Source organism: Paenibacillus melissococcoides (assembly GCA_944800085.1).
In the GTDB taxonomy this organism is placed as follows: domain Bacteria; phylum Bacillota; class Bacilli; order Paenibacillales; family Paenibacillaceae; genus Paenibacillus_B; species Paenibacillus_B melissococcoides.
The window spans coordinates 471,634-494,935 of record CALYLO010000001.1 but is presented as its reverse complement, the minus strand read 5'-3'; the positions used below and the strand labels follow the sequence as shown (position 1 = coordinate 494,935).

19 protein-coding genes are annotated in these 23,302 nt (G+C 57.0%); 8 read left to right on the top strand and 11 right to left on the bottom strand.

Translation table 11 applies throughout. The features are described 5' to 3' along the window. Window positions 1-88 precede the first annotated feature (88 nt). Both OCY70_RS02345 and OCY70_RS02340 read right to left on the bottom strand, forming a co-directional pair. Window positions 89-1,705 carry a response regulator transcription factor gene (locus tag OCY70_RS02345; RefSeq protein ID WP_213426149.1) on the bottom strand — a complete coding sequence of 539 codons (1,617 nt, stop codon included), beginning with the start codon at window positions 1,703-1,705 and terminating at the stop codon, window positions 89-91. Continuing rightward, window positions 1,702-3,447: a sensor histidine kinase gene (locus OCY70_RS02340; RefSeq protein ID WP_213426148.1), complete on the bottom strand. Its 1,746-nt coding sequence runs from the start codon at window positions 3,445-3,447 to the stop codon at window positions 1,702-1,704. The genes OCY70_RS02345 and OCY70_RS02340 overlap by 4 nt, the downstream gene beginning before the upstream one ends. A 157-nt stretch (window positions 3,448-3,604) precedes the next feature. Here OCY70_RS02340 and OCY70_RS02335 point away from each other — a divergent pair, with 157 nt between their 5' ends. Together OCY70_RS02335 and OCY70_RS02330 are read left to right on the top strand one after the other, a co-directional pair. After that, the gene (locus tag OCY70_RS02335; RefSeq protein WP_261944561.1) at window positions 3,605-4,585 is read left to right on the top strand and encodes a zinc dependent phospholipase C family protein; all 981 of its coding nucleotides are present in this window, start codon (window positions 3,605-3,607) and stop codon (window positions 4,583-4,585) included. 107 nt (window positions 4,586-4,692) lie between these two features. Beyond that, the gene (locus OCY70_RS02330) at window positions 4,693-7,347 is read left to right on the top strand and encodes a calcium-translocating P-type ATPase, SERCA-type (protein ID WP_213426204.1); all 2,655 of its coding nucleotides are present in this window, start codon (window positions 4,693-4,695) and stop codon (window positions 7,345-7,347) included. 173 nt (window positions 7,348-7,520) lie between these two features. On the opposite strand, the gene OCY70_RS02325 is transcribed toward OCY70_RS02330, so the two are convergent. Beyond that, on the bottom strand, window positions 7,521-8,834 hold the full coding sequence (locus tag OCY70_RS02325) for an MFS transporter (protein ID WP_261944560.1): 1,314 nt from the start codon (window positions 8,832-8,834) through the stop codon (window positions 7,521-7,523). A 278-nt stretch (window positions 8,835-9,112) separates the two neighbouring features. Between OCY70_RS02325 and OCY70_RS02320 the strand changes: the two genes are divergently transcribed. The 3 genes from OCY70_RS02320 (at window position 9,113) to OCY70_RS02310 (ending at window position 12,866) form a co-directional block, all read left to right on the top strand. Then, entirely contained in the window at window positions 9,113-10,816 is a 1,704-nt protein-coding gene (locus OCY70_RS02320; protein ID WP_213426145.1) for a DUF4127 family protein, read from the top strand. Window positions 10,817-11,138: 322 nt separating this feature from the next. After that, on the top strand, window positions 11,139-12,041 hold the full coding sequence (locus OCY70_RS02315) for a LysR family transcriptional regulator (protein WP_213426144.1): 903 nt from the start codon (window positions 11,139-11,141) through the stop codon (window positions 12,039-12,041). Between the two features lie 12 nt (window positions 12,042-12,053). Beyond that, window positions 12,054-12,866, top strand: a complete 813-nt coding sequence (locus OCY70_RS02310; RefSeq protein ID WP_213426143.1) for a histidinol-phosphatase — start codon at window positions 12,054-12,056, stop codon at window positions 12,864-12,866. Window positions 12,867-13,021: 155 nt separating this feature from the next. Here OCY70_RS02310 and OCY70_RS02305 read toward each other — a convergent pair whose 3' ends face one another. Together OCY70_RS02305 and OCY70_RS02300 are read right to left on the bottom strand one after the other, a co-directional pair. Then, window positions 13,022-13,504 (bottom strand): MerR family transcriptional regulator, encoded by a 483-nt coding sequence (locus OCY70_RS02305; RefSeq protein ID WP_261944559.1) that lies wholly within the window; start codon window positions 13,502-13,504, stop codon window positions 13,022-13,024. Between the two features lie 37 nt (window positions 13,505-13,541). Further along, window positions 13,542-14,294: a metallophosphoesterase family protein gene (locus OCY70_RS02300; protein ID WP_213426142.1), complete on the bottom strand. Its 753-nt coding sequence runs from the start codon at window positions 14,292-14,294 to the stop codon at window positions 13,542-13,544. Between the two features lie 361 nt (window positions 14,295-14,655). Between OCY70_RS02300 and OCY70_RS02295 the strand changes: the two genes are divergently transcribed. Next, window positions 14,656-16,023, top strand: coding sequence for an aldehyde dehydrogenase (locus OCY70_RS02295; RefSeq protein WP_213426141.1), 1,368 nt, complete (start codon window positions 14,656-14,658; stop codon window positions 16,021-16,023). 113 nt (window positions 16,024-16,136) lie between these two features. Here the strand turns inward: OCY70_RS02295 and OCY70_RS02290 are convergent, their stop codons facing one another. From OCY70_RS02290 to OCY70_RS02270, 5 genes are all read right to left on the bottom strand, one after another. Beyond that, a complete protein-coding gene (locus OCY70_RS02290; protein ID WP_213426140.1) occupies window positions 16,137-16,526 on the bottom strand; it encodes a hypothetical protein in 390 nt (129 codons plus the stop codon). Between the two features lie 34 nt (window positions 16,527-16,560). Continuing rightward, complete coding sequence (locus tag OCY70_RS02285; protein ID WP_213426139.1) at window positions 16,561-16,863, bottom strand: hypothetical protein; 303 nt, start codon at window positions 16,861-16,863, stop codon at window positions 16,561-16,563. Window positions 16,864-17,209: 346 nt separating this feature from the next. Further along, complete coding sequence (sdhB, locus tag OCY70_RS02280) at window positions 17,210-17,974, bottom strand: succinate dehydrogenase iron-sulfur subunit (RefSeq protein ID WP_213426138.1); 765 nt, start codon at window positions 17,972-17,974, stop codon at window positions 17,210-17,212. 2 nt (window positions 17,975-17,976) lie between these two features. After that, window positions 17,977-19,743, bottom strand: coding sequence for a succinate dehydrogenase flavoprotein subunit (gene sdhA / locus OCY70_RS02275; protein WP_213426137.1), 1,767 nt, complete (start codon window positions 19,741-19,743; stop codon window positions 17,977-17,979). Between the two features lie 15 nt (window positions 19,744-19,758). Further along, window positions 19,759-20,433, bottom strand: coding sequence for a succinate dehydrogenase cytochrome b558 subunit (locus OCY70_RS02270; protein ID WP_213426136.1), 675 nt, complete (start codon window positions 20,431-20,433; stop codon window positions 19,759-19,761). Between the two features lie 333 nt (window positions 20,434-20,766). Here OCY70_RS02270 and OCY70_RS02265 point away from each other — a divergent pair, with 333 nt between their 5' ends. Together OCY70_RS02265 and OCY70_RS02260 are read left to right on the top strand one after the other, a co-directional pair. Further along, complete coding sequence (locus OCY70_RS02265) at window positions 20,767-21,681, top strand: LysR family transcriptional regulator (protein ID WP_213426135.1); 915 nt, start codon at window positions 20,767-20,769, stop codon at window positions 21,679-21,681. Window positions 21,682-21,775: 94 nt separating this feature from the next. Next, complete coding sequence (locus tag OCY70_RS02260; RefSeq protein WP_213426134.1) at window positions 21,776-22,567, top strand: hypothetical protein; 792 nt, start codon at window positions 21,776-21,778, stop codon at window positions 22,565-22,567. Window positions 22,568-22,624: 57 nt separating this feature from the next. Here OCY70_RS02260 and OCY70_RS02255 read toward each other — a convergent pair whose 3' ends face one another. Further along, complete coding sequence (locus OCY70_RS02255) at window positions 22,625-23,293, bottom strand: potassium channel family protein (RefSeq protein WP_213426133.1); 669 nt, start codon at window positions 23,291-23,293, stop codon at window positions 22,625-22,627. Between the last annotated feature and the right edge of the window lie 9 nt (window positions 23,294-23,302).

The following is a 23,302-nucleotide window of genomic DNA, read 5'->3' as shown; positions in this document are numbered from 1 at the left end:
CGGAAGACAAAAATAAGGCAAAGCCGGCGCCGCCGCCAGCCTTGCCTTATTGTATTCTGTCCTATCGGCTGCATCATTTCTCCTGCCGCTACAATTCATTGCGGTACTGCTTCGGAGTGATGCCGGTATATTTTTTGAAGATATGCGCGAAATATTTATAGTCATTATAGCCTACCCGCTCGGCGACCTCGTATACCTTGAGCCCGACATCCTTCAGCAGCTGCTTCGCCTTCTCGACCCGGAGCTTGTTCAACCATTCCGAGAAATGCTCCCCGGTCTCTTCCTTGAAGACGCGGCTGAAATAATTCGGGGTGACGTACACTTGGCCCGCCACGTCCTCCAGCTTCAGATCCTGGGCATAATGCTCCTGCATATACTGGATCGCCACCGCGACGATATTGCGGTAGCGCCCGGTCTTGTGACGGGTAAGATGATCGATGAAGGAATCGAAGATGCGGCTGACCCAGCTTCGCAGATCGAAGATCGTCTCGTACTTGTGAACCTCCTCGTACGGCCGCAGCAGCGCCGGCTCCAGCTCGCTGCGCCGCACCCCCATCTGCTCCACATGATTCGTCGCCAGCACGATCAGCTTCACGCACAGCGACCGGACATGCGGATAGGATGCGCCCGCTTCCGCAAAATGCCGGAACCAGGTGTCGAGCCGTTCCTGTATGCCGGCGGTATCCAACGCCGTCAGGCATTGAAGCAGCTCGGCTTCCTCCTTGGCGGAGACAAATACCGGTTCATCCTTGTCCCCATGCTTCTCCGGCTGGAAGAGGATAACCTGCCCTTTGCCGCGATACGCCTTGCCCGACAGGGCGCTAAGCGCTTCGTTCATGCTCTCGTTCACTTGATGGAGCGCAGGAACGACGCTTCCGACGCCGATGGTGACGGATACTTTGACGAAGCGGCGGATGGAGTCGCTCAGTTCCCCGCACACGGATAGAATCCGGTGCCTGTTCTTCCTGTTGACGTTGAGCAGAATCGCGATCGAGCTTTCATCCATTTGGCAGAGGGCGCTCGGGTACCGTTCCGTCAGCAGCTCGTCCGCTACATTATATAGCGCGAACATCAGCAGCTCCTTCTCCCGGTCGGACGCCTGCCCCATCAAGAGCAAATAATCGTCAATATCGACGACGGCGACGGCATATTCCGGGCCTTCGAGCGTAATGTGAAGCTGGCGCGCCCGGTCCAGCAGCTCCTGATCGAGCTTCGCCTCTCCCTGCAGGAGCCGGAGCAGCCATTTGCTCTGGATGAACGGCAGGCTCTCCCGCAGCAGCATGCCCTTGTTCCGCTCGTCATCCGATCGGTCCCGCTCCTCATGAATCTGATCGCCCAGCTTGAGCATCAGCTTCGTCAGCTCCTCGGCGCCGACCGGCTTGGTCAAATATTCGCTGACGCCGATTTTGAGCGCCTGCCGCGCATAATCAAAATCATCATAGCCCGATACGATAATGATCTTGACATGCGGCTGCCGTTCGCGCAGCGCCGCCGCCAAAGCGAGTCCGTCCATGACCGGCATCCGGATATCCGTCATGACGATGTCGGGCTCCAGACAGCCGGACAGCGCCAACGCCTCCTGCCCGTTCTTCGCTTCGCCGACGATCTCGATTCCCAGCTCCTCCCAATCGATTGAAGTTCGTATCCCTTTGCGGATAATCAACTCGTCGTCAACGATCAAAACTTTGATCCTATCCCTGTTCATGCTGGCTTGCCCTCCCCGTATCGCCAAGGCTGGATGATCTCTGCGATCGTTCCGCCTTCCTTCCTGTTCATGAAGGTTACCCCGTACCCCTGACCATAATAGAGCTGGATGCGGTCGTTCACGTTCTTGATCGCGAACCCGCGGTTATTGCCGCCGCTCTCGCGCATCAGCCGTTCCATCTCCGCGATATCGACCCCGGTGCCGGTATCCTCGATGCGGAAGACGAGCTTCTCGTCCCGCCGGAAGATGCGCACGCGGATCGTTCCCGGCTCGCCCAGCTTCTCGATGCCGTGCACAATCGCATTCTCCACGAACGGCTGCAAAATAAGCTTCACCGTCATTCCGTTCAGTGTATCTTCTTCATCGACCTCCAGCGCGAAATCGATTAGTTCCTCATACCGCTTGCGTTGAATAATCATATAATTCGTTACGTGATTCACTTCATCCCGCACCGTCGTCAGTTCCTTCCCGCTGTTCAGGCTGAGGCGGAACAGCTTGGAGAGCGCCTCGACAAGCTGAGCCGTGTCGTACGCCTTCTCCATGCGGATCATCCAGTAGATCGTATCGAGCGTATTATAGAGAAAATGCGGGTTAATCTGCGCCTGGAACGCCTTGAGCTCCGCTTCCTTCTTGTTCAGCTCCGCCTCATAGACGAGCTTGATCATCTGATGCAGCCGCTCGTTCATGCGGTTGAAGCTGCGTCCGAGCTGCGTGATCTCGTCGTTGCTCCCGATTTCGACCCGCCCCTGGAACTGGCCCCGCTCGACCTTCAGCATCAGGCTCCGGAGCTGCCGAATCGGGCGGATAATGCGGCGGGAGAACAGAAGCGCCGTAATGACGCACAGGACGAAGGAGATCACCATCGCCAACAGCATCAACTGCGGGATCGCGCTATTCTCCTGGAGCACTTCATTCAGCGGCACCGCATGGACGATCTGCCATCCCGATTTGCCCATGCCGGCGTACGTTACCAGATAGCGTTGACCGCCCATCGCGACCGTATAGTATCCGTGTCCGCCTTGGGCCTGATTATCGTAGTCGAGCGCCGCCGGGAGCCGGGAGTAGACAGGCGCGTCCCCGGTCGAGGCGAGCACGAGACCCTCTTCATTGAGCAAATAATAGTTGTCCAGCGTGCCGATGCGCTGCTGCTTCATCAACTCGCGCACATACGGCAGATCGATATTGATCTGAACCATGCCCAGCCGGCGGCCGACATTATTCACATCCCGGATCTCGCGAATGAAGGACAGCGTCTCATGCCCGCCCCGCCTCTGCACGAACCAGAGCGGCTTCCCCCGCAGCCGCTTCACCTCGTCGAGCATCAGACCGTCCAAGCCGACGGCTTCGGGCGAGGTGGAGAAGATCATGCCGTTCTCTCCTCGCAAATAGATGGAATGAATGAAATCTTTCATATTGATCAGGTGCAGGAAAAAGCGTTCCATAACCGCCTGCTCTTTGGCGATATTATCCTGCGACCGGGTTCCGCTGAGCAGGAAGCGCCGCACCTCATCCGATTGAATCAGGAATAGCGATGTATCATGCACATAATCCGTCATGAACTGAATATTCAACCCGACCTGGGTCACGGCATTCAGATCCGATGCAGACACTTTTTGCTCGACGATCTCGGATGATTTCCAATAGGAGAACAGACCGATGAGGAGTATGGGAATACAGACGAGCAAGACGGTAAATCGCAATATTTTCGACTGCAGACTGACAAAGGGCCTGATCCGCCCCATATGCATCGTCTCCTTTTCCAGGCTTGTACGCGAGGCCGCCTCCTTTTTCTGCACCCCGGAACATATCAACGGTTTCCATTATACAAAAAGGTTGACAACTTTGCCTAGAAAGCGTCATCTTGAACTTAACGATGAACTGACAAAGGAGATCGTATCAATGCCGAATGTGTGGACGCATTTGCTGTTCGGCCAGGAGGCGCTCGCCGCGGCGGGCCTTGGCCGTTCCATTGAAGAGGACCGGTGCCGGCGGCTGTTCAATCTCGGCTGCCAGGGGCCTGATTTTTTGTTCTACCATCAATTTTTCCCGTGGCAGCCCGCGAGCGTCATGAACGAGTTGGGAAGCGCGATGCATAATGAGCACTGCGGCCCGTTCCTTGCCGATCTGATCCGCGCGGCCAGCCCGGACCTCATAGCCGGGGAGGACAGCCGCTTATACGCGCTCGGCTTCCTGCTTCATCATGTGCTGGATCGGAATATGCACCCGTACGTGTTCTCCCGTTCCGGGTTCCGGAAATGGGATCATCAGCGCTTCGAAGTATTGATGGATACGCATGTGCTGCGGGAAAAGAGAGGCATTCCCTCATGGAAAAGTCCCGTATGGAAGGAGATTCATATAGGCAGTATCTTGCCCGCTGACATCATTCGCCATCTGTCCGAGCTGTCGCGGACCTATTATCCGAAGCTGGCCGCGGACGTCGCGCCAACTTCGTGGAACGATGCGTACCGGGCGATGATTCGCGCGCAGAAGCTATTCCATGATCCGACCGGCATGAAGCGCCGTCTCGCCGGCAAGCATCTCGATCCGTTCGTCTACCGCAAGGTGACGCCGCCTTACGACGTGATGAATCTTGCCCGCCGGCCATGGCTTGACCCGACGGGAAGCGGCGAGCGCTATGCGACGACGGTATGGGAGATGTGGGATGCCGCCCGGACGGATGCGGCCGCCGCCCTGAAGGCCGTCAAGAACTATTGGCATGCCCGCAGGACGGAGGGCGCCGACAGCGGCGGCACGCGCCAGGCCGATGCCGCGTTGACGGCAGCCATCGGCAACCGCTCCTATGAGACCGGGCTGCCGCTGGATCGGAACCGGGCCATTACCGTTGAGGATCCGATATGGTATGACGCCGCCCGCAGATGAGGAGCGATCGCATACATATTTTACCGCATGTTCTCTCACACTAGCCTTGATAGGAGCTGAGGAACATGAAGAAGGAACACGAAAATCAACCGGCCGCTTTTCATACAATGACCGCCGAAGCGGCCCTGCAGCGGCTTGGCTCGAGCCGGGAGGGCCTGACCGGGCAGGAGGCGGAGCAGCGGCGGCAGCAATACGGGCGCAATCTGCTTCAGGAAGCCGCCGGCCCGTCCGTGCTGGCGAAGCTGCTGGCCCAATTCAAGGACGTCATGATTCTCATCCTGCTTGCGGCCGCCATCGTCTCCGGCCTGTTGGGCGAATGGACCGACTCTATCATCATTCTCGTTGTCGTCGTTCTGAACGCCGTGCTTGGCGTCATTCAGGAGCATAAGGCGGAGCAGGCGTTGAGCGCGCTGAAGCAGATGTCCACTCCCCATGCCCGCGTCATGCGCGAGGGGCAGGCGCTCGATATTAAGGCCGAGGAGCTTGTCCCCGGCGACATCGTCCTGCTGGAGGCCGGCAATGTCGTGCCTGCCGATATGCGAATTATCGAATCCGCCTCGCTGAAGATCGAAGAGGCCGCATTGACCGGAGAGTCGGTCCCGGTCGAAAAAGGGACGGAGCCGCTAGACGAAGCCGATCTCGTCATCGGGGATCGCATCAATATGGCGTATATGACGAGCCAAGTCTCCTACGGCCGCGGCCTCGGTGTCGTGACGGCCACCGGCAGCGCCACCGAGGTCGGTTCAATCGCGGGATATCTGTCGCAGGAAGAGGACGAGGTTACGCCGCTTCAGCGCAAGCTGAACGAGCTGGGCAAAACATTCACCATCATTATCGTCGCCGTCGCGCTCGTCATGTTCACCGTCGGTCTTATCGAAGGCAGAGAGCTGTTCGACATGCTGCTCACCTCCATCTCGCTTGCGGTTGCGGCCATTCCGGAAGGCTTGCCTGCCATCGTCACGATTATTTTGGCGCTTGGCGTGCAGACGATGGCCCGGCGCAAAGCGATTATCCGCAAGCTGCCTGCGGTGGAGACGCTCGGCAGCACGGATATTATCTGCTCGGACAAGACGGGAACATTGACGCAGAACCGGATGACCGTCAAGGAGATCTACGCCGACAACACCCTGCGCCCATCCGGAGATGATTGGATCCGGACTCCCGCGGCCGAACGGCTCATGCAAGTGATGGTGCTGTGCAATGACGCCCGGCTGGCGGAAGCCGGCGGCGGGCAGACAGCCGGGGCGATCGGCGATCCGACCGAGACGGCGCTCATCGACTATGCGCTGTTGAACGGCATCGACAAACGCGAGGCTGAACGCCGCCTCCCGCGCATCGCCGAGCTGCCGTTCGACTCGGACCGCAAGCGGATGACGACCGTTCATCAGCTTCCCGCGGAAGAGAACGGGGAGGACGGGAGCCGATGCCGCATTATGACGAAGGGCGCCCCTGACGTGCTGACGGCCCGGTGCACCCATATCCTCCGGGACGGCCGCGTGGAGCCGATGACAGAGGAGCACCACCGGAACATCGCCGCCGCCAATAAAGCGATGGCCGACAAGGCGCTGCGCGTGCTGGCCCTCGCCTATCGGGATGCGGAGCGGGTGCCGGAGAGCCTGACGGTAGATGGGCTCGAGAACGATCTCGTCTTCGCCGGCCTCGTCGGCATGATCGATCCGCCGCGCGAAGAGGTGAAGGAAGCGGTGCGCATCTGCAAGCTGGCCGGCATTCGCCCGGTGATGATTACGGGCGATCACGGGGACACGGCCGCCGCGATCGCGAAGGAACTGGGCATCATCGACAAGGAGGGCGCCGTGCTGACCGGAGCGGAGCTAAGCCGCCTCGATGACGCAGAATTCGAGGCGAAGGTCGAGCAATATTCCGTCTATGCGCGCGTGTCGCCTGAGCATAAGGTGCGGATCGTGAAGGCGTGGAAGAAGAAGGGCAAGATCGTAGCCATGACGGGAGACGGAGTAAATGACGCTCCGGCCTTGAAGGCAGCCGATATCGGCGTCGGAATGGGCATTACCGGCACCGATGTGGCGAAGGGCGCTTCCGATATGGTGCTGGCGGACGACAACTTCTCGACGATCGTTCTCGCCGTCGAGGAAGGGCGGAAGGTCTACAGCAACATCCGCAAGACGATTCAATATTTGCTGTCTGCCAATCTCGGCGAAGTCGTCACGCTGTTCGTGGCGACGATGCTGAACTGGAAAATTCTCTTTCCAATCCATATTTTATGGGTTAATCTCGTCACCGACACGCTGCCCGCGCTGGCGCTCGGCTTCGAACGGGCCGAGGAAGACCTGATGAAGCAGGCGCCGCGCCAAGCCTCGGCCAGCATCTTCGCCGGCGGAATCGGCGTCAACCTGGTCTATCAGGGGCTGCTCGAAGCCATGCTGACGCTGCTCACCTATTTCTGGGGGCATACGCATTATTCCGAGGATGTCGCCATTACGATGGCCTTCGCCACGCTGGGCTTGATCCAGCTTACGCATGCGTTCAATGTCCGTTCCGCCAAGCAGTCGCTCTTCCAAATCGGATGGTTCACGAACCGGAAATTAAATTTCGCCGTAATCGTGTCCGGGCTGCTTATCGTGCTTGTCATCGCGCTTCCGTTCCTGCGCGATCTGTTCAGTGTCGTGGCGTTGAACGGCGAGCAGTGGCTTATCGTTGTCGCCGCATCGCTGTCCATGATTCCGATCGTGGAGATCGTGAAGCTGTTCTCCCGCAGACGGACAGACACAGCGAACCGGGCGTAATCCCGCCACCCGCCAGTTCCCGGTGTCCGAAGCTGCCGCCTCGCCGGCAGGGCGTGGGGCCTGGCTTCAGGAACGCCGCCAAGGGCGTCTGCCGCCATCGCGGCATGACGCCCTTCTCTTTTTTCCTCGCAAGTATATTGCCTTCCCGCTATGGCCACCCGGCCCGATCCGGCTCAATTCGCCGGGAGACCGGCCGAATTGACGGGGCCGCCCGTGAACAGGCTCTCTTCCTGTTCCGCCTCTCTGCGTCCCTTCTCGATATCGACGAAGACAAGGAGCAGAATGCCGATGACGAAGAACGCGAGAATCGACAGGATCGCCAAGCGGGTGGAGCCGGTCAGCAGGCCGACCATCCCGAATACGTCCGGACCGATGGAGGCCGATACTTTGCTGGACAGGCTCAAGAAGCCGAAGAACTCGGATGCCCGGCTGCGCGGCACCATCTGGCTGAAGACGGAGCGGGCCACGGCCTGGCTTCCCCCTTGAACCATGCCGACGAGGAAGGCCAAAATATAAAAATGAAGCGCCGACGTCATAAAGTAGCCAAGGAACACAATCACGATATACGTGCTCAGCGAAATATAGAGCGAACGCTTCGAGCCGAGACGTCGGGCGAACTTCGCGAACAGGAACGTGAACGGAATGCCCACGAATTGCGTAATGAGCAGGGCAATAATAAGATGGCTCGTCTCGATGCCGATCTCGGCGCCGTAGATGGCCGACATGGCGATGATCGTCGAGATCCCGTCATTGAAGAACCAGAAGGACAAAATATATTTCAACAGCTCCGGATAATGCTTCACCCGCTTCAAGGTATAGAAAATACGGCCAAACCCGTGCTTCGTGTAGTAGATTGCCGAGCGCCGTTCGGTTCGGGCCGGGTCACGCAGCGTGCGGAACAGCGGCAGCGAGAACAGAAGCCACCATACGCCCACCGTGAGGAACACCGCCTGGGTCGCCGCGACCTTGCTGGCGAAGCCGAACGTCTCCCACATTTCCAGCATCGCGATATTGACGGCCAGCAGGGCTCCGCCGCCGATATAACCGTACATATAGCCTTTGGCGGAGATCTCGTCCCGCGCTTCGGGCGGAGCGATATCCGGAAGGAGCGAGTCATAGAATGTATTGCCCCCGGAAAAACCGAGCGTAGCGAAGACGAACAGCACCGATACATACAGCCAGTCGCCTTCACCCGCGAACACCATCAACATGCAGGCCAAGGCTCCCATCCAGGCAAATACGCGGAGGAACGCCATCTTCCGCTGCGACAGATCGGCCATCGCCCCCAGTATCGGCGAGAGCACCGCGACGAGAATCATGCCTGCCGTCTGCGTGAAGGCCCAATAGCTGGTCGCCTGATGTCCGGGCAGATTCGAGGCGGCGACGGACTGATAAAAAATCGGCAGCACCGCCGCCAGCATCGTGGTCGCAAAAGCGGAATTCGCCCAATCGTACATCATCCAGCTGCGAACTTCTTTCGTGCGCATTGCGTGTCCCCCTAGTTTCAACTTATCTTCTCCCTATTCCGCTCCGATGAGAGCGTCTTCATTTATTGTGAGGCATCGCAGGCTGGCGGGTCAACGGTTTCAAATATTAAGTTTTCGCAATGAACCGGCGTTTGAGCCGGCAGGCGGCCTCACCTTTTTTTGCCCGGCGGGTTGTATTCCCTGCTCCCGCATTGCCTATATAGATGAAGGCATGAGCACATATAAGCCAAGGAAATGGAATTGGGCCCAGCCTATCAATGACAGGGAGTTGATCAAGGATGAAAAACGTTCTGTATGTGCCGCTCGACGACCGGCCCGTAAATCTGGATGATGTCGTTATGCAGGGGCGTTCGGCGGGTCTCAACGTCATCACCCCTAGCCTGAGCGATATTCGGAACCGGCTGGATTCGGAAAAAACAGCGGCGGGCGGCATCCTGGAAAGCACGTCTTCCCCGGCCGTCGGCCATCCGGACAACATTCGCCGCTTTATTCTCCGTCACGCCGGGGCGGTTGACGGATTCATTATCTCCACGGACATGCTGGTCTATGGAGGATTAATCGGCAGCCGGCGGTTAAGGGCGAATGGGGGCGGCATATACCCCGATTACGATCCCGCGGCGGCGAAGCTGCTGGACGCGATTCGCCTCGTAAAGCAATCGTATCCGAGCAAGCCGGTCTATGTTCTCGACACGATTATGCGCTTGGCGACGACGACGTTCGTGGATGGCCTGACCTACGAGGCGTATACGGAGTCGCGGAGCCTCATGCAGCAGCCCCGGAGAAGCTTTGCCGAGTTTGACGATATTTTGGAAGGGTATGACTTGTCCCCTGACGGGTCTTACGGAAGCACCGTCCATTTCGACAAGGAACAGTACTACAACGCGCGGCGGCATAAATTCAAAACGAACTATTATGTGCTGGAGCGGCTTGCCCGTCCGGGTTATATCGACTTCCTGGCGATTGGCGTTGACGATGCTTATACGCAGGGCGTCCAGCTCAACGAGATCCGGTTCGCCGAAGGGCGCATCAACGCCTGGCTCGGCAGCGGAGCCGGCGGCCAAAATCCCGACCGCGCCATTATTCTTCCGGATGCGGACGGGTTGGGACATGCGCTGATGGCCCGCATGGCGAACCAATTGCACCGCGGCGGGGTCAAGCCGCGCTACGCGGTGCGCTATTACGGGCCCGACGGATCCACCATCACGAACCCCTACGAGTATATGAATGTGGATGACAATATCCGCCGCCACGTCGATATCATCGGCGGCCAGCTTGTCCCTTGTTCCCCTGACATCGAGATCATTGCCATTACCGCGCCGGAGCAGGTATCGGCTGCCGTAAGCCGGATGGAGGCGAATGCGTTGAAACGCGTTCCGACGGTCGCCATTGATTTCGTCGGGCGAGGCCCGGCCAGCGCGGCGGTGACCGAAGCGCTGCTGGACAGCCGGCATACGGGATGCCTGCTCGGATACAGCGCATGGAACACGGCGGGAAATAAGATCGGGATTGCGCTGGGCATGGGGCAAGCGCGATATGCCTTCCTCGTTACAGAGCGACGTCCGGCTGCCCTGGACCGGGCCGTTCATGCGCATGGTTCGCTGTTGTTCAAGCGTTTCTTGAAAGACTATTATTATAAAGCAATCGCAATCGGCGAAATTCGCACGTATTCGAGAGACCGATGCATGTATTCCAACATCGGGGCGATGGCCGACCAAAACATGCTCCTTTTCAACACGGCGGCCGATTACGCCTTCCTTCTGGCGATGCTCCGCACGCGCATGCAGACGCATACCGCCACCCTTGCCGGCAAACGCGCATTTTTGATGGGCTGCCCGGGGGCTGCGCATAATATACGTCAAATTCGCGGCTCATCCTGGTCGCTGGCAGCCTATGCCCATGTATCGCTGGACTGCGACAACCCGGATTTCATTTGGGGGCGGGCGTTCGAAATCACCTTGCAGCCTGCCGCAGCCTTGCATTGAGCCTGGACCGCAGCAGCCCGTTCCGTTGACTGGAACGGGCTTTTTTGGATCCTGCCGTCACAGCCGGTTCAACAAGGAGGTCGCTAAGCCGGATCGTTCTCCGGCCAAAATTTCCCGGTGGAATCATATTGCGCGTTATGGGGAAAAATTCGGACATACCTTCTTGCGCCAGCATGGAAACAGGAGCAAACATTGCTCCCGCCCGCCGCTTCCTCTATAATCTAAATGACAAAACAAATTTATTGCTCTGTTATTATTGATAAATATTTTTATAATTACGGCAATTATGATTCATCTCATTGCACGGGAAAGGAGAGCTTCAATGAATTTGAGCCAATTGGAAACGCTCATCACGATTTCCAAGACTATGAGTTTCCGCAAAGCCGGCGAATTGCTGAACCTGACTCAGCCTGCCGTATCCGCGCAAATCAAAAGCTTGGAAGATGAGTTCAAAACCATTCTCATTGATCGGAATCAGCCGGTCACGTTGACCGACAGCGGCCGATTGTTTCTTGAACATGCCGAACGCATACTCCAAATCGTCGATGATTTGAAGCAGAAGCTGAACGATTTGCAGCAGATTCCGCAGGGACATATCGTGCTCGGAACGACGACATCGATTGCCATTCAAATTCTCCCGCGGGTGCTTTCCTATTTCCAGGATCAGTTCCCGCTCATCAAGACTACCATCTTGTCCATGTCCTCCACCCAAATCATGAGCCAAATCGAAAACGGCACCGTGGATATCGGAATCGGGTATTTGAATGAGCAGAATCCGAATCTTGTCTCATCCGTTCTCTACTATGATACGTTCGAACTGGTGGTCAATCCGAACCATCCGCTCGCGAGGCATAAGCACGGCACGATGGATCTGCTGCGGGATATCCCTCTCATTATGCTGTCCACCGACACGCTCGGCCGCCGGTTCGCGGATGAGACGTTCCGCCGTCACGGCATTCAGCCTCATATTGTCATGGAATTGAACAGCAGCGAGGAAGTGAAGCGGATGGTGGAGCTGAATCTTGGGGCGGCCATCATCTCGAAGCTGTCCGTAAGCAACGAGTTGAAGCGGGGAACGCTTCAGATTGTACATATCCATGAGTTGGAGATCGCCCACCCGGTCGGCGTCATGTACCGTACGGGCCGATATTTGAATTCCGCGATGCAGCAGTTCCTGAATGACCTGAAAGGCATGCCGGAAACACAATTCATCGGGTCAGAATAGGAGGAAGAGAAGATGAAATTCGACTTGCATACACATCATTTCCGCTGCGGGCATGCGGACGGAAACATCCGCGATTATATCGAAGCGGGGATCGCGAACGGGCTGGATGTGATCGGCATTTCCGATCATACTCCGTACTTCGGCAGAGAGGAAGATCAGGCTTTTCCCAATATCGCGATGGCCAAGAGCGACTTCGAGAATTACGTGAACGAAGTGCTGGAGCTGAAGCGGGAATATGAAGGACGCATCGACGTGCTGCTCGGCATCGAGTCCGACTATTTCCCTCCGCATGCGGAGACCTACCGGCAGATGCTCGACCGGTATCCGTTCGATTATATTATCGGATCCGTTCATTATACGAACGGGATCAGCATTTTCAACAAAAACCGGTGGAAGAAGCTGTCCGAGGAAGAGCGCGTCGCCCAGAAGATTACGTATTATGAACTCATCCGCGATTCGGCCCGCACCGGCATGTTCCAGATTCTCGGCCACATCGACGCGATGAAAGGCAACTATCCGGAATTCTCGGATATCGTTGCCGCCGAGGCAATCGATGAGACGCTGTCCGTCATCGCCGATTGCGGCGTGGCGATCGAAATCAATACGTCCGGCAAGACGAAGCTGAGCGGCGGCTGGTATCCGTCCGATGATATTCTGGAGCGGGCCCTTTACTACGGCGTCGATGTCACGTTCGGCTCCGATGCCCACATCCCATCCCGCGTCGGCGACGAATGGGAGCAAGTTCGCAAGCGGCTCCTCGAGCTCGGCTTCACGTCCTGGGTCTACTACAAGCAGAAGAAGAGACATGAAGTGCCGCTCGCATAGAGCGGCTTTTTGATGATTTCCGGCCGCGCCTGTCAGCCAGAAGGCAAAAAAAGAGGACCTGAACATTCAGGTCCGACTCAAGGGATATATATTCATCAAAAGGGGGTCTTGTTATCAATATACCCTCTCAACATTAACCTCCGTTAACAGAAATATTACCGTTGTGTAACAAATGATGAAAATTTGATGTTTGAACCGCTTTTCGTAGTTTTGGACGGCCGATATGGAGTCCTCTCACTCCTCACTCCCGCTCCAGCGAAATTCATCGGCCCCATCGAACGAGGCCGATTCCTCCAGGCTTTGCGGCCAGTGGCCGCACCAGTCCGGCACATGCGGGGTTGACACCCCGTCGATGCTTGGGGTATAAGGCCTTGTATTTCTTTCTTTTTATTCTCCAATCTGCCGATAATGAAGGAATCGTCCCAGTTGACAAGGGCGTAAGCGATTTCAGCAACATTGAATTCCATGTCCCGCAAAAGGATAATTTGCTGTATGACTTGTATTTGGTCGATGGAATAAAGCCGATAGCCTGTAAGCTTGTCAACCCGGGCCGGCTTCAACAGGCCGACTTCATCATAATATCGCAGCATTCGAATGGACACTTGCGTTAATTTTGAAAATTCTCCGATTCGGAACATAGTATCCACCGCTACACAACATGCCGCGCTTCCGAGTCTATGCTTCTCCGCTCTGAAGCCCCCGGTACACGCCGGTGCGCAGCTCCCGCACATACGGCTGGAGGCCTGGGATATCCGCCTCCTGGGCAGCCCTGACGGCCTGTTCGATATCATAGGGCACCCGGTGAAAATGAATCGAAAATTCGCTTGTCGTCACCTGGCCCAAGCTCCCTTGCAGCATAATATAGGACGCCTGGGTAATGTCGAGCGGATTGCCCACGCTGCCGCAGTTGACCAGCGTACGCCCATGAAGATGCTGCAAATAAGCATTATGAATATCCCCGTATATGACAACATCCGGCGATTGGCACGGATGAAGAGGCTCGTTGAGGGAGGAGGTGAATTCGAACATGCCGAGTCTTCTCTCCTCCGCATCCCACGGCTGTACCCGATGATAGACGCTCTGCGGAGACGCATGGACGAGACGGATATGCCGGCCGCTCATGATGAAGTCGTGAGAGAACGGCATCGCGGCCAGCATGCTCCGGCGCTTCTCGCCCAGCCGTTCGGCATGCCAGCGGAATTGAATGTCCTCTTCCATCCGCAGGACAAGTTCATCCCAATTGCCGCGCACGATCACATCGCAATGCTCCCATATGAGATCGACAGCCTCTGCCGGATTCGGGCCCTTCCCGACGACATCGCCAAGACAGTAGATCCGGTCGGCGCCTTGGCGCTCCACATCCTGCAGCACCGCTTCCAATGCCTGCAAATTCCCATGTATATCTGAAATGATAGCGATGGATTGCATAATGTTATTGTCTCCTCTCTAGACTATGAATGTCGGTGTCTTGTTCTGTGTTATGCGCGGGCAATCCGAGTTATGATAGCCTTTCTCTTGTCAAAGTAAGCAGCGCCCATGCCGGAAGACAGAACAAGCGAATCGGCGGCGGCTTGGCTGGCGCACTTGGTTCGGATCGGGCAGCGAAGATGTGAGATGACATTCCTCTCCCGCGTTCCATAGTCGTGACGTAATCGCACAGAAAAAACTCGGAATATCATTGAATTAGATACTTTTATTATGAATCAGCAAGAAGTTCAATGCAAACCGCAATAAAATATGATGTAATGAGGTCATGAAGCATTGCGATTGGGAAGAGGAGGCGTCATCCATGACAGATCCGGCTCTGTTGGAACTGCAAAAAACGTATTACCGCGAAGGGCGCACCCGTGACGTGAAGGAGCGGCGCGCAGCTCTAACCCGCCTCGCCGACCGCGTGCGCGGGATGGAACAGGACATCACCGCCGCGCTTCGGCAGGACTTGGGGAAAAGCGCGTCCGAAGCGTACATGACCGAGATCGGCATCGTGCTGGAGGAAGCGCGGCTTGCTGCGCGTCGTGTCAGCCGCTGGGCGAAGCCGCGCCGCGCCAAGACGGCCCTCACCCATCTGGGAAGCCGGGGCATGATCGTGCCCGAGCCGTACGGCAGCGCGCTCATCATCGCGCCCTGGAATTATCCGTTCCAGTTGGCCCTCGCCCCGCTTATCGGCGCTGTGGCCGCTGGCAACACCGCGGTGCTGAAGCCGTCGGAACTGACGCCGCACACCGGCGCGGTGCTGGAACGGCTCGTTCGGGAGACGTTCGATCCGGGCCATGTCACCGTCGTGCAGGGGGACGCCGAGACAGCCCGCGAGCTGTTGGCATGGCCGTTCGATTATATTTTCTTCACGGGCAGCGTCCCGGTCGGCAAGCTGGTCATGGAGGCGGCGGCCTCCCGCCTGATTCCGGTCACGCTGGAGTTGGGCGGCAAGAGCCCCTGCATCGTCCATCATGACGCCGATATGAAGCTCGCGGCCAGGCGGATCGCCTTCGGCAAATGGACGAATGCCGGGCAGACCTGCGTCGCGCCGGACTATGTATACGTCCATCACACCCGCCGCGATGAGCTCATCCGCGAGCTGGAACAGGCGGTCCGCCAATTCTTCGGGCCGCGGCCGCTCGACAGCGAAGAGTACGCCTCCATCGTCAGCGAGCGGCACTGGGAGCGGCTCCGCGGCTTCCTGGACAACGGCCGCATCGCCTTCGGCGGCGAATCCGACCGGAAGAGGCTCCGCATGGCCCCGACCGTCCTAACGGAAGCGGACTGGTCATCGCCGGTCATGCAGGAGGAAATATTCGGCCCGATCCTGCCGATTCTCACGTACGATGCTTACGAGGAAGCCGAGCAAGCGATCCTCGATCGGCCGAAGCCGCTCGCGCTCTATCTGTTCACGGCCGATCGGGGCTTGCAGCAGCGCGTCGTCCAGCGATTGTCCTTCGGCGGCGGCTGCATCAATGATACGCTTATGCACCTGGCTACGCCGTATCTCCCGTTCGGCGGGGTCGGCGAGAGCGGAATCGGCAGCTATCACGGCGTTCACAGCTTCCATACGTTCAGCCATCGGAAGAGCGTCCTCTATCAGACGACCGCCTTTGATTTCTCCTTCCGCTATCCGGGTGCCGCCCGGAGGCTGGATATCATCAAAAGGCTATTCCGCTGACCGGACAGCCGCGGCAGCGGTATGCAAGCCCTGCCCTTCCCGATGCCGGTACTCGGATTCGGCCGGGAGGGCAGGGTGCTTCCTTCTTCTTCCGAGCAGTTGGCCCGCAGCCGTCAGCATACCTCGGTCGTATGACAGGTCCCGCGGTGAAGCCGCCAATCCTCATACCGCTCGTACAGCCATTCATCCTCAAGTAAGTGGTGACAAAACGTCCGAATGCTTCGCGTCCACGCTTCCCCCCGCTCTGGCGGCATAGCTGCCGGGCCGAGGCCGAATTGCTCCTCCATGTATCGCTCCAATTGCACAGCCATACCGTCCGGCTCCGGACGCTTTGCATACATCAGCGTAATATGCAGGGACAAGCTGTCGTACTCGTCAGATGGCGCGCCCAATGCCAGCAGGCCGATAGGATCCCACTGATCGACCGCTTCCTTAATGTGCGGGAAGAACATCCGGAAGCACGCCGTAGCGCCGCTTTCGCAGTTCGCATAGGATTTACGCAATGAAGATCCCTCCTGTATCCTGTCTGTTCCAGACTCAAGGTGATGTAGAGGTGATGCATATATTTACCATTACTATAAAGGAAATTGCTGCCTTCGGAAATATAAAATTCACCGATTCGTCAAAATTATTGCTGCGGCCGGAAGCATATTGCTCCGCGCATCCCTGCAATTGCCGCGCTAATACTGCAATTGCCGGGCCAATCCTGCAATAATGCAGTTTTCCCGGTGAAGCTCTATTTTGAAAAAGAGATTCCTGCAAAAAGGCATCAATTTTGTGCTTATAGGCTTGGATTTGAAATGCGAGGGGGGAAAAGATGTAGATTTGCATCAATTTCATCCAAAACAGCTTCCAAACGAGAACAATCCTGCAGATTTGCAGGATTCATCGTTCGCGCCTTTAGCCTTTAATACCGGCATCCGCCAGCGAGTCGAGTTACAGAGCGGATGAGAGCATATCACGGTCCACATATCGCGTTGACAGCATAGCAAGAGCCGCATTTCGCCTTAACAAAAGATCACAGTCCGCATTTCGCATTGGCCCCCTATCACGACCCGCATTTCGCGTTGGCCGCCTATCACAGTCCGCATTTCGCGTTGGCCCCCTATCACGTCCCGCATACCGAGGCCATGATCAAAAAGAGCGCCCCGCTCCCGGGACGCCCTATGGCCTGCCGCTGCTCTGGTTACATTTTGAACCAGCGCTTGAACATCAGTTTGGTCGTGTCTTTATTCATTTCCGCGATGGAGGTCGTCAATGGAATCTCCTTCGGACAGGAGCGGACGCAGTTCTGCGAGTTGCCGCAGCCTTCAATGCCGCCATCGTCCAGGAGGGCCTCCAGGCGCTCATCCTTGTTCATCTCGCCCGTCGGATGCGCATTGAACAGACGGACTTGCGATATCGGCGCCGGTCCGATGAAGCTTGTCTTGTCATTCACGTTCGGGCAAGCTTCGAGACAGACGCCGCAAGTCATGCACTTCGACAGTTCATACGCCCACTGCCGCTTCGTCTCCGCCATGCGGGGTCCCGGCCCCAGATCATATGTGCCGTCAATCGGAATCCAGGCCTTGACGCGCTTCAGCGCATGGAACATCCGCTCCCGATTGATGACCAGGTCGCGCACGACCGGGAACGTCTTCATTGGAGCGATGCGAATCGGCTGCTCCAGCTTGTCGATCAGGGCCGAGCAGGCTTGGCGCGGCTTGCCGTTGATGACCATCGAGCAGGCGCCGCATACTTCTTCCAGGCAGTTCGACTCCCAGCAGACCGGAGCCGTCGCTTTGCCCGATGCGTTGACGGGATTCCGCTGAATCTCCATCAGGGCGCTGATGACGTTCATATTCGGGCGATACGGAATTTCGAACTCTTCGGTATAAGGAGCCGCATCAGGCGAATCCTGACGCGTCACAATGAACTTGATCTTCTTGGATGATGCCACTGCTTCCGCCATCGTTATTCTCCTTTCTTTTTACTTTTTTTATCCGTCGTATAATCGCGCTTCCGCGGTTGAATAAGCGATACGTCTACCTCTTCGTAGCTGATCTCCGGTCCTTCCGGCGTCCAGGCGGCAATCGTCGTCTTGAGGAAATCCTGGTCGTTCCGCTCAGGGAAGTCCGGCTTGTAATGGGCGCCGCGGCTTTCATTGCGAAGCAAGGCGCTCTTCGTCATCGCTTCGGCCAGCTCAAGCATGTTCCACAGTTGGCGCGTGAAGCTGGCGGCCTGGTTGTTCCAGCGTGCCGTATCCGACATATTGATGTTCCCATAACGCTGCTTCAGCTCTTTAATCTTCACGATGGTGTCTTCCAGCTTCGAATTGTAGCGGACGACCGTCATATTGTTCGTCATCCATTCGCCCAGCTCTTTATGGAGAACATAGGCATTCTCGCTGCCGTCCATCTTGAGCAGATTATCGTAACGATCCGCTCTCAGCTTGACTTCGCGGTCGAATAGGCTGGAGGAGACATCCTCGACGGACTTATCCAGTCCGCGGATATATTCCACGGCCTTCGGCCCCGCGACCATGCCGCCGAAAATGGCCGACAGGAGGGAATTGGCGCCGAGACGGTTCGCCCCGTGATACTGGTATTCGCATTCCCCTGCGGCGAACAGGCCCTTAATATTCGTCATCTGATTGTAATCGACCCACATGCCGCCCATCGAATAGTGGACAGCCGGGAAGATTTTCATCGGAATTTTGCGCGGGTCGTCGCCCATGAACTTCTCGTAAATCTCGATAATGCCGCCGAGCTTGACGTCAAGCTCCTTCGGATCCTTGTGCGACAGATCGAGGTAGACCATGTTCTCGCCGTTGATGCCGAGCTTCAGATCGACGCAGACATGGAAAATTTCCCGAGTCGCGATGTCGCGCGGCACGAGGTTCCCGTAGGCCGGATACTTCTCTTCGAGGAAGTACCATGGCTTGCCGTCCTTGTAGGTCCAGATCCGTCCGCCTTCGCCGCGCGCCGACTCGGACATGAGCCGCAGCTTGTCGTCTCCCGGAATGGCGGTCGGGTGAATCTGAATGAATTCCCCGTTCGCATAGCGGACGCCCTGCTGATAGACAGCGCTGGCTGCCGTTCCGGTATTGATGACCGAGTTCGTCGTCTTGCCGAAAATAATGCCGGGACCGCCCGTCGCAAGGATGACCGCATCGGCCGCAAACGACTTGATCTCCATGGAGCGGAGATCCTGCGCCGTGATGCCGCGGCATACTTGATCTTCGTCGATAACGGCCGACAGGAATTCCCAATGCTCATATTTGGTGACGAGGCCGGCGGTCTCCCAACGTCGCACCTGCTCGTCAAGCGCATACAGGAGCTGCTGGCCGGTGGTAGCTCCGGCGAATGCCGTCCGGTGATACTGCGTGCCGCCGAAGCGGCGGAAATCAAGCAGGCCTTCCGGCGTGCGGCTGAACATAACCCCCATCCGGTCCATCAAATGAATGATGCCCGGCGCCGCTTCGCACATTGCCTTGACCGGAGGCTGGTTCGCGAGGAAGTCCCCGCCGTATACCGTATCGTCAAAATGCTCCCATGGCGAGTCGCCTTCCCCCTTCGTGTTGACCGCCCCGTTGATTCCGCCCTGGGCGCATACGGAGTGGGACCGCTTGACGGGAACCAGAGAGAACAGGTCCACGTGCACGCCTGCCTCCGCTGCTTTTACGACAGCCATCAGACCGGCGAGACCGCCGCCGACGACGATGATTTTCTGTTTAGCCATTATGCGTCCTCCCCCTTAACCAATAACCGATTTCACTGTATCCATCATAACGGAAGCCGCCTGGAACTCTTCGCTGCGGAAGCCGATCAGCGATAATACGAACAAGACGGACATAATCACGAACAAGCCCATGCAAATCTTGGCCGACACCTGCTGCGCGCGCGGGCCGATCGTGATGCCCCAGCTGACGAGGAAAGCCCACAGGCCGTTCGTGAAATGGTACGACGCGGCGATGACCCCGATGATATAGACGGCGAACATGAGCGGCTGAGACACGATACCGTTCATATGGGTGCCGAGCTCTTCATGGGTTACATTGCCGAGCGTAATCTGGAAGCGCGTCTCGAACACATGCCAGGTGACGAAAATAAACGTGATGACTCCCGTAATCCGCTGCCATAAAAATGCCACGTTCCGCCCGTAGTTGAAGTTCCCTACGTTGTTCTTCGCCGTATAGGCGATATAGAGACCATACACTCCGTGATACAGAAGCGGAAGCCAGATGCCGAACAGCTCGAGAAAGAATATGAGCGGCAGATCATTCAACATCTTGACGCTGCTCTGAAACGCTTCCTTCCCGCCGTCAAATGCCGAGAAGTTGGTCAGCATATGCTCCACAAGAAAGAAGCCGAGCGGGATAATCCCGAGAAGCGAATGCAACTTCCGCAAGTAAAAATAACCTCGTTTCATAAGCGTGCCGTTTCCCCTTTCCATGTACGTACCAGTAGATTTTGGTAATTGAAACAACCCTCATTTTACCCGTGCCTGTCGAAAGCGTCAACATTTTGTCATTTTTGCGAAATCAGAGGCGATCCACATTATGTCATGCGACTGAATCTCTTGGGTGATGCCGTTGTAACCGCTCTCCATACTTGTGACTAAGTTGTGACACTTCTCATGTTACCTCTTTTTCTCTTATAATGGTATTGCAATGTATTTATAATTTTAATAACTTTTATGCATATCAAATTCATTTATCTGGAATCCTATCTGTTTATTCCGTGACGTTAAGGAGGAAGTCCGATGCTCGATTTGCTGGAATCGTTCGCTACCGTCGTTGAATTGTCCACCTTGAATCAGGCGTCCAAGCGTCTCAATCTGTCCCAGCCCGCCCTCTCGCGCCAGATCGCGAAGCTGGAGAGCGAGCTCGGCGTCGATCTGTTCATCCGGAACGGCAAGCGGCTGGAGCTGACCCGGGTCGGTCAGATTACGTATGAGTTCGCGCTGGACATTCGCAACCGTCAGCTTGATTTCTTGAAGTCGATCGCGGATTACAAAATCGAAGGCCATGCCTCCGTGACGATCGGGGCGAGCCTGACGACGCTGCAGACGACGCTGCCGTTGTTTGTTTCTTTATTTGTAGAAAAATATCCGGAAGCCCAATTGAAAACCGTAACCGGCAAGACGCACGAGATCATCTCCTTCATCCGCGATCAAAAGGTCGATGTCGGATTGGTCGCCGACGCGATCCGAGATCCGAGCCTCGTCTGCCTCCCCCTGTTCTCCGACCATTTGGAACTGGTCGTGCCGCGGGAGCATGCCTTGGCCTCCGGCAATCCAGGCTCGATCACCTGGCTGAACGAGCTTCCGATGCTGCTGTTCTCCAAAGGCACCTGGTACCGCAAGCTGATCGACGATCTGTTCCGGCGCCACCACATCGTGCCCGACATCCGGATGGAGATCGACTCCTTCGAAGCGATCGTCCGCCTGTTGTCCCCCTGCCATGCGGCGGCGCTGCTCCCCCAATCATACTTGCGCTCCGAATGGCTGGACGACAACGGGCTCGTCGCCATTCATCTGAAAGAGCTGGTGCAGACGGAGCGGATCACGTCGCTTGTCTATGCGAAGCAGGCCGCCCTCAGTCTGACCGCAAGGCGGTTCATTGAAGAAACGGCCCGGGCCGCCTCCGGATGGAATGTGCAATCGAAGCAGGAATAGAAAAGGATGTGTCGAATCTAATTTTGTTGCAAATAGAGAGAAACGAGACCCGATATGTTCATGCATGATGGGGGAAATCTAGGAGGTAGATAAGATGAAAGTATGCAATCGATGCGGCGAACCGCTGCGGGAGCACGAAGTACATACGTGCCGGGTTCATGACGGGCGGCCGCCAGAGGAAGGCCCGGCATCCTCGCCGGATCGGCGGGAGACTGCCGCCGCGGCGGAACAATCGCTCTCTGCCCGCCATATGCAGGAGCCTGTGCAGCCGCCCGCTCCGGGTTACGGCTCGCCGAAGACGTCCGCGCCGAAAATCGATATGGCGCGCGTCATCCGTCTCATGAAGGAGCCGCAGGCCGCAAGCTTTATGACGACGGGATCCGATTATTGGTACGGCGTGATCGGGGCTGCCGTATCTGCGGTCGGATTTGCGCTCTTCGGCTATCTGTTCCTCAACCAATTTGTTAGGGTTATTTTCGGCTCCCTGCCGTTCGGGCTTGGCAGCACGGTCCTGCCGTTTTCGTATTTCCTGCAGCTCATGTTCCTCCATCTCGTCGCCTTGGCCGCCCTCTTCGGCTCGCTCTACTTCGTGAACCGCTGGAAAGGCGGGCGGGAGCTTGACGCCAAGACCTTCTTCGTGCAGTTAGCCGCGATGCAGATGCCTTACGGGCCTATCTACGCGGTCGCCGGAATCATCACGCTGCTGTCATTCTATTCCTTGGCGCTCTCCATCGCAGGCCTGGCCTGGCTCGTCTCGGTCATGATGACCATCTATGAATCGCTGGAGCAGGCCCAAGTGTCCCGGAACAACCGCTTCGTCTATGTGTTGGCCGGCCTTAGCGGCTACTTCCTGCTCTTATTGATTATGACCAAAATTCTGTTCTAATCCCGTCATGCACACAACAAAGCCCTCCGCCGGAATGGCACGGAGGGCTTGCCGTATCTACTTGCGCTTCCCGATCTGATCCTCGAATTGATCAATCTGGGCATTCGTCCCGATGACGACCATGACGTCCTCGTCCTGGAGGACATCCTCGGCCGATGGAGCAATAATGACGCCGTTCGGCTTATGCAGCGCCACGATGCTGCAGCCGTACCGGGCTCTCGGATTGACATCCTTGAGCGTCTTGCCGCTCAAGCTGCCGGGAACACTCAGCTCCGCAATCGTGTAATCCTTGGACAGCTCGATATAATCCAGAAGGTTCGGCGACACCAGCTGGTGGGCGACCCGGATCCCCATATCCCGTTCCGGGTAGATGACCCGGTCGACGCCGATTCGTTCCAGCACGCGCCCGTGCAGCTCAGAGACGGCTTTGGCCACCACTTTTTTGACGCCAAGCTCCTTCATTTGGATGCTGACGAGAATGCTCGTCTGCAGATCATTCCCGATCGCGACAATCGCGCAATCGAAATTACGGATCCCGAGCGAACGAAGCACATCCTCATCCGACGCATCGGCAACGACGGCGTGCGTCAAGACATTGTTCATCTCCGACACAACCTCTTCATCCTTGTCGATCCCCAGCACCTGATGGCCAAGCTCGACCAGCTCCTGCGCCAGACTCGACCCGAATCTGCCCATCCCCACGACTGCAAATTGCTGTAACTCCATGTTCGTATT